The sequence below is a fragment of the Agarivorans sp. QJM3NY_29 genome (genome assembly GCF_050870835.2).
Taxonomy (GTDB): domain Bacteria; phylum Pseudomonadota; class Gammaproteobacteria; order Enterobacterales; family Celerinatantimonadaceae; genus Agarivorans.
In genome coordinates, this window is the sequence record NZ_CP194036.2 from 1,708,151 (window position 1) to 1,719,948 (window position 11,798).

Genomic DNA, 11,798 nt, shown 5'->3' on the forward strand with positions numbered 1-11,798 from the left:
CGGGCTTGTTCAACACCCGAATAAGGTGTCGGCTGCGCGACACCTATTCTTATTGTTAACTGCACTTTTTCGCAATGACTAAACCATGATTACTACTACCAAGTAATGATGGTTCCGCACACGTGGAAAGGTGATACTTCAGCCAAGCTTGATACTGCTTTTCGTTAAGCTGGTTGACCTCTTGATCAATAAAGCGAACATAACCATCCGTTGCAATATGGTTTTCGACACAAAACCCCGTTTGAACTGCGAGAGATTCAATTTCGGATGGTTTAGCAAAGTAACCTGTTCTAAAAAATGGATCTACGGCAGGTGAAGTCACTAAACCACTTTCATTTAACTCACTTAACATAGTTGGCAAAACTAAATCGCTGGACATTTTTGCGAGCAAACCTGCAACAAAGAACCGGCTGATATAAGCTATTGCAACTATGCCGTTTGGTTTTAAAACTCGATTAGCTTCTTTCAACACCGCTTCTCGGTCTAACTTTGATTGTATGTGATAAAGCGGTCCTAAAATTAATACGACATCTTGGGTGTTATTCTCTATAAAGCTTACGTCCGTTGCATTTGCTTCGTAGACAGACAAACTCAAAGATTGGCGTTTTGCATTATTATTAAGTTGTTCGACTAATTCAGGAACTAGCTCAACAGCTGTTACATTAATCCCTTGCTGAGCATAATGAAGTGAATAACGACCAGTCGCAGCACCAAGCTCTGTTAAATTGCATGAAGGATCTATATAAGACTCCAACATACTCAATGTTGTATCAAACTCAATACGCGTAATATTTTGAGAAAGAAGACGCTTCTCTTCATCAAACTTTGCGTAGTACTCCATATATTCTTCTTGCACGACTTCCTCCTGAGATAATAAACTAAACACCCATTCTAAAAACAAAAATCTTTCACACTCTCGATAGCCAAGATTACGCTTTTAAATCCCATCATCTTCGCCGAGTAGCGCAAATGAACAAGGGATCAAAGTTGAAGTCTGTTTGAGCGTAGCGAGTTACTTCAAAAATACATACAAAAATTAACAGCTTAGTACCAGTAAAGGCCCATGGATGAGCTCAAAAACACCGGGCATCCAACAAGCATTATCGAATGCTTACTTGAAATCCCAAGGTCTATTTGCGCTACGAGATGGATGGATAAAGCTTCACTATTCTAAGTGAAACGCCCTGTGCGGAGCCGAATGCAGGGTGTTGTGGGGGCTAGATACCTCCGGCTACCCGATTATGCTTGAATTTCATACAGCTCCACTAACTTACTGATAATCTTTTCTTCGTGCGAACCATTACCTTCAATGCGGTCTAGACGATTACGTAAGAGATTGAACTCACTTTCTGTTTTGATTTTACCGCGTTTGATGACTCGCTGAATTTTAGCATTTTGCTTTTCAAAGTAATCTGGATTTACCGAATTCACAGCTTGGTAAAAAGCGCTAAATGCTTTAGAACGGAAATTTGGTTCGAGGTCCTCAATTAACAACGACAGATCGTTAATACCTTGCTCTAAACCCTTAGCGATTTCGGATTTTGGTGCTGGAAAATTATTGTCATTTACCCAGCCTTTTATTTGATCAATAGATTTAGAAAACCCCTCGATAATTGGAGCCAATTGTTCGCTTCCAATATCAGAAAAAGCCTCTAATACTTTTTGGCATATTGCTAAATTCATATCAAATTTAGTTTTGCGCATATCCCTCGCGGTTCCCCTTTTTGTTAGGCATTTGCGTGATTGTTAACACGAATAGGCCCCATGTGTAACCCGTATACGATTGAGAGATTCCTTTTAGTGTTGTGAAAAAATATCATATAGCCAGTATTATTTGGCTCACCATACTCTTCTTTTTTGCCGTAATATTCCAAAAACCAATTCAGCTTCTCTGCCTTTTTCTTCTCACTGCCGTTAAATCGTTCTGTGAGGTAGTTTACATATGAAATCCTATCATTCGCAAAGCCGACGTGAATACGCGTCACGCCTTTTTCAACAACAAAAGAATAATCTATATCTTTTTCATCCGAATCTTCTCTTATATCTACTGATGAAAAAGCTGACAGCTTGCTGAAGACTTCATCTGGAATTGAGTCCAAGTCTATGACTGGGAATTCTGGTTCAAATTTTTCTTTCTTGAAGAAACTAAACATAGGGTTGCCTATATATTTTTGTCCCAGCGAACGCAGTGAGCGATTACAGCGGCTTGTTATATGCCATTCAGCTTCCTTAATTACTGGAATTTTAGCTAGCCATAACGCCTACCACATACTGAATACACTGCAACACATTTCAACATTGATGGCTATTTTTCACTTCATGAGTGTTTTCATAGTCACACTGACAAGTTTCGTAGTCAAAACTTCCGCCCCGATCCAAGCAGCTATCAACACCTAAATCGTCACATGAACAAGTGAGTGCTATTAATGTATTTTTCACTCAAACTCCGGTGGCATATAACGCCAAATTAAGGTGTGAACAACGCAGACACCTTACTTAAATCATTGTGCCATAAACACTAAACTGGCTAGAAGTGAAAGCGCCAAGCGTTGTGAATCTCTCTTAAATTTATTGTGTACGCCCAGCATGGGCATGAACTAATGAGGTGAAAGTCCTCTGTAGGAAGGTCACCGTTTAATAATATTTTGATTATTAAACGCTAACTACTAGCGAATGGCAAGGGCATTGCCGCGAGGGAATGTCTGAAGGAAGCCGGACGTCTTTTTATCTAAAGAGAGGGCGAACTGATGAACAAGAACATCATATGAGGCGTAGGCTGGAGGCGAGTTGGCACAAGACAACGAAGCCATGTGATCTAACGGCCACCGTAAATGATGCAGCAGTGCAGAGAAAAGAGAAAGTGCATGTTCTACTTCTTATAAACAAAGAGTGGGAGATCTGCTTAACAAGCGATTGTTTAACTCACGCTATGGCGATTTAAGCAGACGGCGTTTTTAGATAAAGAGCCCAATGCCGCTTTATTGTGTAATGGTTGGGACATGATGAAGGCCTGAACCTGAAAATCAATGAGGAGCCTGTGCAGCTCATTGTCTCCGTATCCGACCGGACTGAGGAGTCATGGCGCAAAAACAGAAGCCATCATTGGAATGCAAAGGAGCTAATCGGCCGTTGTATTTTAACCGTTTTCAGGAAACGCCCTGTGCGGAGCCGCATGCAGGGTGTTGTGGGGGCTGGAGGTTAGATACCTCCGGCTACCCGATTATGTTTCTCTTTTACCAAAACGGCCACCATGAAAAGAATGTTTGTCGACGAACGTTTTTAATGTCGGCAGTAGTAAATGGAACATCTGATACACCATTTTGTGAAGCCAACGAACCTGTAATATAGCGTCCGCCGCGAACTACCATCTTGGGATAGACTGAACCATCATTTAGTTTCACATCAATCCAGTGGCAATCCATTTTCATTTCAGCACCCAATTTACTTAATAAGTGCTGAGGTATTTCAATTTTACTCATTGCCATCCTTGAGGAGCGTAGCGACGAGTTAGTGAGCCGCATTGTTATGAATTACGGTACTCACCGATTACCTCAATTTTGCCCACAATATTCTCATTGAGAGTTTCAAGGTCTTCCGCAGGCACCCACCATTCAGTGTGCCGTTTAGCTCCTACACATTTGATTGGATATTGGTCCATAAAGGATTTCTTTACTTCAAACTTTGTCACGTAACCTGCGCCAAAATCCGTAATATTCCATCGAGTAACCTCAATAGCGTATTCTTCACTAGTTACGGGATAGAAAATTGGCTGTTCAGGCAAGCGCGGTGGCCATTTTGTAAAGCCCGACTCGGCTACTAGATCGAGTTCCTTTTGGCCCAAAGGCCTATAACAGGTAACGGTTTCCATTATTTCCTTCGTGATTCATAACATTTTATTAGTGCGCATGCGCGTTTACCTTGTTGGACCAGTGAAAACGCGCACAGTTAACTATCTGTATGTAATGAACTTATCAGTATTCTGCTAAATACACCATCAGGAAAAACGCGCATGCGCGTTTTCCAAACCTATTATCTCAAATCGTAAATATATAACTGATTGATAAAAATGAATAATCTGAATTAGTGCATGTATAAACGCGCAAATTTTTTCACTATTTCCCTTGATATCCTAGGAGTCCAAATAATACCGTATAAAAAAGGCCTTAAGCACAATCTTAAGGCCTTTTCGTTAAGCGCTAATCGCTAAGATTTAACCGCCGCTTTACGTTTCGCAGCCTGGTAGTCGAGTCCGGCCTTGCTGCGCTCCCAAAGGGGGCGTAGCAGTGGACTGAACAGAACCAGCGCGGCGATGCTAATGAAGCTGAGGGTGAGAGGACGTTCCCACAAAAAGCTGAGTTCGCCATCACCAATTAACAGGGCGCGGCGCAGGTTGTCTTCGAGCATGCCGCCGAGAATAAAGCCGAGTAGCATCGGCGCCATCGGAAAATTCAGCAGGCGTAAACCTAAAGCGGCTACACACACCGCCACCATAATCAAAATGTCCATACTATTGAACGACACCAAATACACTCCGGTGATGGAAAACAGCAGGATCATAGGGACTAAGTAGGGACGTGGAATGTTGAGTAACTTGGCCAAATAGGGGATCAGTGGCAAGTTTAAGATCAACAAAATAATGTTGCCAAAGTACATCGAGATGATGATCGACCAAAATAGGTCAGGGTGTTCGATGTACATGCGTGGGCCGGGTTGGATCCCATAGGCAATCAATGCGCCCAATAATACGGCAGTGGTGCCCGAACCAGGGATCCCAAGCGTGAGTAAAGGGACAAACGAGCCAGTGGAAGCTGCATTATTGGCCGATTCTGGCGCAGCCAGTCCCTTGAGTGAACCTTCACCAAATTTTTTCTTATCTTCTGGCTTGGCAATGTTGCGCTCAACGCCATAAGCCAAAAATGAGGCAATGGTTGCTCCGGCGCCGGGTAATACGCCGACAAAGAAGCCAAGAACAGAGGAGCGTAGGGTCGGGGCGGCAATCTCTTTGATTTCGTCCTTGCTAAGTTTTAAGCTGCCCAGCTCGGCCATCATTTTTTGTTCTTTGCCACTGTTGCCGGGATCTTCAGGTTTGAGTACCGACATCAGCGTTTCGGCGAGGGCAAAAGTGGCCATGGCTAATAGTAAGAAACTGAAACCATCGATTAGATCGAGTTGACCAAAGGTGAAACGTTCTACGCCTTCACTGCGATCAGTTCCCACCGTAGCCAGCATTAAGCCAAGAATGGTCATCATAATTGCTTTTAGTACTTGGCCTTTTCCGGAGAAGGCTGCGACCGCTGATAAACCCAAGACCATCAGCGCGAAGTAGTCGGCGCTTTGAAAGCTTAAGGAGACTGAGGCCAGCGCTGGAGCGGCAACTAGTAGCATTATTGCGCCAAGGGTTCCGCCAGTGAATGAGGCATATGCCGCAACCGCTAAGGCCTTACCTGCCTGGCCTTTTTTAGCCAGCGGGTTGCCGTCGAAGGCGGTCACCACGGTGGCACTACAACCGGGGGCATTAATTAAAATGGAAGATGAGGAAGCACCAAAAATTGCGCCATAGTAGACGCCTGCCATTAAAATTAAACCCGATGAAGGCTCTAAGCTGTAGGTGAGGGGGATCATCAAGGCGATGGCGGTAATCGGGCCAAGGCCTGGCAGCATGCCGATAAAGGTACCGACTAAACAGCCAACCACCACCATCATTAGGTTCATTGGCATGATTGCGGTGCCAAGTCCGGCTAAAATTCCGTCTAACATGTGTTACTCCTTGCGACTGGTTTACGTTTAAGCATTAAACCAGTGCCATAGCTGTCCAGGTTCCAGATAAATATCTAATATTTGAGTCAATAGCGCCCAAAATACCAGGGTAAAGATCACTGCGACCATGATTGCTTTTTTATGCTTGGTTTCGCCCATCAGGCGAAAACTGAGCACTAAGAAAAAAATCGTGGCGAGTACAAAACCCAACCAGTTCACGAACCAGCCGTAGGCGAACATCACTGCCAGCAATTTTGTTACTGCCTGCCATTGGGTGTGCTTAAGACTGGTGAGTAGATCTTGACCTCCGCCGATAATTAGCGCCAGAGAACACACAAGGCCGCTAATGGCTAAAAACTGTGGCAGAGTTCGCGGAGTAAAGGGTTCAAACTCGGCACCGGCAAATAGTTGAATGTCGTAGCTAAAATAGCCGTAAAACAAAGACAGCAGCAAAAACACTAGGCCGCCTATTCGTTGATTGCTAAGTTGCATATCTTGCTCCAGATTAAAAAAGGCCGGTGTCGATTCCGACACCGGTGCTTAAGCGAGTGTTTGGCTTAAGCAAAAGATTCAGCAAGGGATTTTCTGGCTGAAGTGAAGCTATTTAAGAAACCCTAGTTCTTTCATCAGACTACCGACGATTTTTTCCTGTTGCTCGAGAAAGCCGTAAAATTGGCTGTAGGGAACAAAGTTATTCACCCAGCCATTGCGACTGCGCACGGTTTCCCATTCTGGCGTGTCATACATCGCTTTTAGCTCGTTAGAGAACTTTTCTGCTTGTGCCTGACTAATTCCTGGCGCAGCAAAAAAACCTCGCCAGTTAGCAAATACTGTGTTGTTACCCATCTCTTTGAGGGTGGGGACATTAGGGGCATCTTTAACTCGTTGTTCAGCGGTAATTGCTAAGATCCGAATTTGCTCATTTTTAGCCATCTCTAAGGCCTCACCCAATCCGGTGGAGAGCAGAGCCGTTTCGCCAGAAAGCAAGCCAGCCATAGCTTTTCCGCCCGCATCATAGGCGACATAACGCAATTTCATTGGGTTTAAGCCTTCGTTTTTAATTGCTGCCGCAGCAATTAAGTGATCTAAGCTGCCGCGTGCACTGCCGCCAGCCACTTTGACCTTATTCGGATTGTCTTTAAAATCACTGACCACTTGATCCCAATGGGTATATTTGGAATCGGCACGCACGATTAATGCACCATAATCAGCGATGGTTGCAGCAATCGGTGTTAGGTCGCGAAATGATTGTGGAAAAACCCCCGTTAATGAGCGAACTACAATCGGAGTCGAGTTCACCATTAAGGTGTGATCTTGGGTTTTAGCCGTTTCAATCAGGTGAGCGATGGCTTTTCCGCCGCCACCCCCGCTCATGTTTTGAAAGGATACTTTGTCGATAATGCCCGATTTCATCAGGGCTTCACCAGTGCCGCGGGCGGTGCCGTCCCAACCACCACCGGCGCCGCCGGGAATTAAAAAATGAATTTCTTCAGCTTGTACAATGCTACTTAAACTGGTGGCCAATACTGCGGCCCCTACTAATGTTCTCAATAATTGAATCTTGGCGAACATGTTGGCTCTCCTTGTTCCATAGGGTGTCCAGAAGATCTGAACGTGACTTCGCCAGTTAAAATTATGTTTTTCAGCGAAGAAGGTTAACGCAATGTTAACGAAAGGTGATTTTTTATAAATAAAAGCCAAGTAATGGCTTTAAAATTCATATTGCTGATTAAGTTCATATTGTTCACGGGAGTGCAGTTCGATGCTCGTGCTAAGCTCATTTGTGTGAATACAGGGAGAAAGGAATGTATCAACCTGCTCGACTATTCAGTTATCGCGCTCGACTGCTACTGATTATGCTGCTCTACAGTTTGTTACAATTGAGCATTGTGGTGGTGACCAGCTACTGGTATGTAAGTGATTCAGAGTATCAAGACAAAGGTGAGCGTGCGCTGGATGTGGCAAGAGTGGTGGCCAAGTTACCGGATGTGGTGGCAGCAGTAGAGCGTGGAGACAGTGAGTTTTTGCAATTACTGGCGGAAGAGCTGCGCCGTACCATGGGCGCCAGTTTCATTGTGGTGGGTGATGCCAATGGTGTGCGCTTAGCGCACCCGAAGCAGGAGCGGATCGGTCAACCGATGGTGGGCGGTGATAATTACGCTGCGCTTAGTTTGGGCGAAGAATATGTGTCGCGGGCGAAAGGCTCTTTAGGTGTGTCGGTGCGCGGAAAAGTACCGGTAAAAAACGCGCAAGGAAATATTATCGGCATCGTTTCGGTGGGCTATCTATTAGAAAAAATTGATGTACAACTCAAGCCCTATCTGTATTTTATGATTTTATTAGTGATGGGGGTTTTGTCACTGAATATGCTCATTGGCTGGTGGCTGGCACAGCGAATTAAAAATACTTTATTGGGCTTTGAGCCGGAACAGATGAGTCGACTTTATGCTGAGTTACAGGCGACCTTGAATACCATTCGCGAAGGGGTGATAGCGATTAATCGAGAGGGTATCATCACCAACATTAATGCTAATGCGATCCGTTTGTTGGGTAAAGATCAAGGCGCGCAACCCAGTCCGGTCGGTTTGTCGCTTCGCGATTGGTTACCCGACAGCGACATGGTGGAGTTACTCGACCAACCTCAGGCGCAAAGCGACATCGAGTTGCTGCATGGCCATTTGCTGATCGCCAACCGAGTACCGATGCGCGACCCTCAAAACTCATTTATTGGCATGGTTTCAAGCTTTCGTCGCAAAGATGAAATTACCTCGCTCACTCAGCAACTGTCGCAAATTAAAGCCCATTCGGAAGCGCTGCGGGTGCAAACTCATGAACATGCCAATCAGTTGAATACCATCGCGGGTTTAATCCAGCTAGGCCAAGGTGAAAAGGCGCTGCAGTTTATTGGTCAGGCGAATGATCAATTTCAAGAGCTGATTCATTTTTTGATTGAGGCGGTCGATGACTCGGTGATTGCTGGCTGTATATTAGGCAAGTTCCATCGCGCTCATGAGCTGGGTTTGAGTTTGCATATTGATCCTGACAGTAGTTTACATCAGTTGCCTGAACACTGTGGCTCGGAGCAAATCGTGACTATTGTGGCGAACTTGCTGGATAACGCCTTTGAAGCGACTCGCAGAAGCGAGTCACCGTCGCCGATTAATTTGTCGATGACCGATCTTGGCCACGACATTATTATTGAAGTGGAAGATTTTGCAGGAGGCATTCAAAATAGTTTACAGGCCAATATTTATCAGCAAGGGGTCACCAGTAAGAGTCAGGAGGGGCATGGGATTGGCCTTTATTTAGTCAAAGAAACAGTGCAAATATTACGGGGTAATGTGGAATTTAGTAGCGATCAAAATGGGACTCGCTTTACCGTTTATTTACCCAAGCAATTGAAGTAGGAGTCAGGCTATGATTGAGGTTCTTATTGTTGAAGATGATCAAGGGATCGCCGAGATTCACCACCAGTATTTACAACGCGTTAGTGACTTTGAGGTCTCGGGGATTGCTTTGAGCATTGCCGATGCCAAAATCCATATTCATGCCAAACCGCCACAACTGATCTTGTTAGATGTGTATTTGCCCGATGGTACTGGTCTTGAATTATTGAAATATATTCGTAGCCAAGATTTAGCGATTGATGTGATGTTACTCACTGCCGCCAAAGAAGCTGCCACCTTACAAGAGGCTCTGCGTAATGGGGTGTTTGATTACATCTTAAAACCAGTGGTGTTTCCGCGGTTGCAAGAGTCCTTGCAAAACTATCGAACCTATTTACAGCGCTTGACCCAAAATAGTAGTTTTGAGCAGCAAGATGTCGATAAGCTCATGCCAATGAGCGAGGGGGCGAGTGGTGGGGCAGAAAACAAGCGGCGCTTACCCAAGGGCGTTGATGCGGTCACACTTGATAAGGTGCGCGCGCTATTTCGGGAGCATGCCAGCTTAACTGCTGAGCTGGCAGGGAAACAGATTGGCAGTAGCCGCACCACGGCCCGGCGCTACTTGGAGTATTTGGTCAGCTGTAACGAGCTGAGCCCTGAAGTGGCCTACGGCGCGGTGGGTCGACCTGAGCGGGTGTATCATCGGGTTGCTTGAATTGGTAAAGCGTTTCACGAGAGCTCAATCACTTGGCGAGTAATTGAGCGGTGCGAATTTTAAAGGGCTCAAGTGCTTGCTTGGTTTGTCTCTGCACTCAGTTGATCGATTTGCTCGGCGTAAGCGACAAAACTGTCGCTCATGCTCATGCCTAGATCTTGATGATCCCAAGTCTGGAGTAGCCCGTGATAACCTTCTTTACCGGCTAAGGTATAGGCCGAAGAAACCCCTCTATAGGCTTTTGCGGACTCCATTGCTTGCCATTGCTCGCCTTGGTATAACTCTATTTCACTCACTCGTTGGCCTTGAGGAAGTTCAGCTTGATAGCGATAACGCAGCCGATGAAAATAGGGAAAGCTGCCATCGCCAGTGCCGACAATGCCGTTACTATAGGCATTGTCGATAGCCCCTTCGATCACGATGGCTAAGTCTGCACCTTTTATTAAATAACTTACGATGGCAATCTCGAAGGGCAGTAGCCGACCGCAAATTTCGGCTTTGGTGAGTGGACCTGTTTTTAATGAAACCCTTACCCCTCCGGCATTATGTAAGGCAAAGTCGGTGGGAGAGTGTTGGTTTGCCACCCAATAGAAAGCGGCACAAACCAGTGGCGAAACCTCGCTACCTTGAGGAAAATCAACGGTGGGCGCTCGGGTATGAAATAGTGATTGAGGCACCGTGGTAACCACTTGCTGATGCATCTTTTCAACTGCTGGTCGATAGTCTCTATCGATGAGTGTCTGCATTTTGGGCTCGGCAGAATAGTGGCTGAAAAATCGGCTCCCGCTTAGGTAGTGTTGCATTGCTTGATGTTGGGGAGGCGTCACTGGTTGTTCATTGACAAAGGCTTGCCAATTTTCGCTGAGTAAGAAGGATATGCCACCATCCATATGGGTGACCTTACCCTCGCGATTAAACCCGAGTTTTGCTAAGCCAATAGATTCGGCATGTTTGCCCGCTTGTAAGATCAGGCTATCATTCACCCAAGCAGGCCCTTGTTCACAGGAATTAAGGCCTAAGCTGCTAAAATCGCCAGTGAGGGTATGTGAGTGCCCACCCACAATCAGACTAATACCGTTAACCGCCTTGGCGAGTTCAACATCAGCCTGATAACCCAAATGGCTGAGTATAATGATGTGCTGAATATCTTGGTGATGTAAATGCTCAATGGTGGCGCGGGTGGTTTCGATAGCATTCAGAAAACTGCAATCGCTATCGGGACAACCAATCTGATGCATTAAATCATGAGTGATCCCAACAATCGCTAGCTGTTTATCGGCTAAAGGCTTTAATAGGTACTGAGCTATTTTGCGAGAATTATCATAGCGATAAAGATTGCTATGTGGTGCCAGAGGGTGGGCTTTGTTTTGGTCTTCTTGGCTTAAGTCCATGTTGCCAGCCAGCAAGGGAAAGTTGGCTTGCTCGATAAACTGCGCCACTGGTGCATTGCCTAAATCAAACTCATGGTTGCCAATGGTCATGGCATCGGGTGCTAAACGATTGAGTAGGCGAACGTTAGCTAAGCCCTTAAATTGGCTAAAGTACAAACTTCCCTGAAAGCTATCGCCAGCATGTAAAAATAATGAAGGGCAACGCTGTTGCTTAGCTTCTTGGCGGAGCTGTTCTACCGCCGTGGCGATGCGGGCGTAACCGCCACATTGAGCCTCTAAACGATAATCTTCCCCTTGAATATTGATCTTGAAGTGAACCATGGACGCTTCGAAATGAGAGTGGGTATCGTTGATATGAGCTAAGTAAAGCGAGTAGGGCATAGCGAAGAAGTTCTCCTAGGGCCTGATGTATATGAGATTGTTATTGCAGTTGTAGTGAGATCAGATGCTGGTAACCATTGAGCGGAGTCGCGATGAAAACTAATTGATCAACAATGATGATCCGCGAAAGATAAACAAAGCCTGAACAAACATGATACGTGAAATTGT

The 11,798-nt window shown here is 45.5% G+C and carries 11 protein-coding genes; 2 read left to right on the plus strand and 9 right to left on the minus strand.

Annotated features, from left to right (window positions below; all coding sequences use genetic code 11):
- Nucleotides 1–55: 55 nt before the first annotated feature.
- The 8 genes from ACRRS0_RS07840 to ACRRS0_RS07875 form a co-directional block, all read right to left on the minus strand.
- On the minus strand, nt 56–856 hold the full coding sequence (locus ACRRS0_RS07840; RefSeq protein ID WP_432453758.1) for a class I SAM-dependent methyltransferase: 801 nt from the start codon (nt 854–856) through the stop codon (nt 56–58).
- Nucleotides 857–1,239: 383 nt separating this feature from the next.
- A complete protein-coding gene (locus tag ACRRS0_RS07845; RefSeq protein WP_432453757.1) occupies nt 1,240–1,704 on the minus strand; it encodes a hypothetical protein in 465 nt (154 codons plus the stop codon).
- A gap of 23 nt (nt 1,705–1,727) precedes the next feature.
- Nucleotides 1,728–2,153 carry a hypothetical protein gene (locus ACRRS0_RS07850; RefSeq protein ID WP_432453756.1) on the minus strand — a complete coding sequence of 142 codons (426 nt, stop codon included), beginning with the start codon at nt 2,151–2,153 and terminating at the stop codon, nt 1,728–1,730.
- A gap of 1,080 nt (nt 2,154–3,233) precedes the next feature.
- The gene (locus ACRRS0_RS07855) at nt 3,234–3,479 is read right to left on the minus strand and encodes a hypothetical protein (protein WP_432453755.1); all 246 of its coding nucleotides are present in this window, start codon (nt 3,477–3,479) and stop codon (nt 3,234–3,236) included.
- 44 nt (nt 3,480–3,523) lie between these two features.
- Nucleotides 3,524–3,868, minus strand: coding sequence for a hypothetical protein (locus ACRRS0_RS07860; protein ID WP_432453754.1), 345 nt, complete (start codon nt 3,866–3,868; stop codon nt 3,524–3,526).
- Nucleotides 3,869–4,203: 335 nt separating this feature from the next.
- Nucleotides 4,204–5,757 carry a tripartite tricarboxylate transporter permease gene (locus ACRRS0_RS07865; RefSeq protein WP_432453753.1) on the minus strand — a complete coding sequence of 518 codons (1,554 nt, stop codon included), beginning with the start codon at nt 5,755–5,757 and terminating at the stop codon, nt 4,204–4,206.
- 27 nt (nt 5,758–5,784) lie between these two features.
- Nucleotides 5,785–6,249, minus strand: a complete 465-nt coding sequence (locus ACRRS0_RS07870; RefSeq protein ID WP_432453752.1) for a tripartite tricarboxylate transporter TctB family protein — start codon at nt 6,247–6,249, stop codon at nt 5,785–5,787.
- A 108-nt stretch (nt 6,250–6,357) separates the two neighbouring features.
- On the minus strand, nt 6,358–7,329 hold the full coding sequence (locus ACRRS0_RS07875; protein WP_432453751.1) for a tripartite tricarboxylate transporter substrate binding protein: 972 nt from the start codon (nt 7,327–7,329) through the stop codon (nt 6,358–6,360).
- A gap of 233 nt (nt 7,330–7,562) precedes the next feature.
- Between ACRRS0_RS07875 and ACRRS0_RS07880 the strand changes: the two genes are divergently transcribed.
- Nucleotides 7,563–9,164: an ATP-binding protein gene (locus ACRRS0_RS07880; protein WP_432453750.1), complete on the plus strand. Its 1,602-nt coding sequence runs from the start codon at nt 7,563–7,565 to the stop codon at nt 9,162–9,164.
- 10 nt (nt 9,165–9,174) lie between these two features.
- Nucleotides 9,175–9,858: a response regulator gene (locus ACRRS0_RS07885; RefSeq protein ID WP_432453749.1), complete on the plus strand. Its 684-nt coding sequence runs from the start codon at nt 9,175–9,177 to the stop codon at nt 9,856–9,858.
- Nucleotides 9,859–9,926: 68 nt separating this feature from the next.
- On the opposite strand, the gene ACRRS0_RS07890 is transcribed toward ACRRS0_RS07885, so the two are convergent.
- Nucleotides 9,927–11,630 (minus strand): bifunctional metallophosphatase/5'-nucleotidase, encoded by a 1,704-nt coding sequence (locus tag ACRRS0_RS07890; RefSeq protein WP_432453748.1) that lies wholly within the window; start codon nt 11,628–11,630, stop codon nt 9,927–9,929.
- Nucleotides 11,631–11,798: the final 168 nt, after the last annotated feature.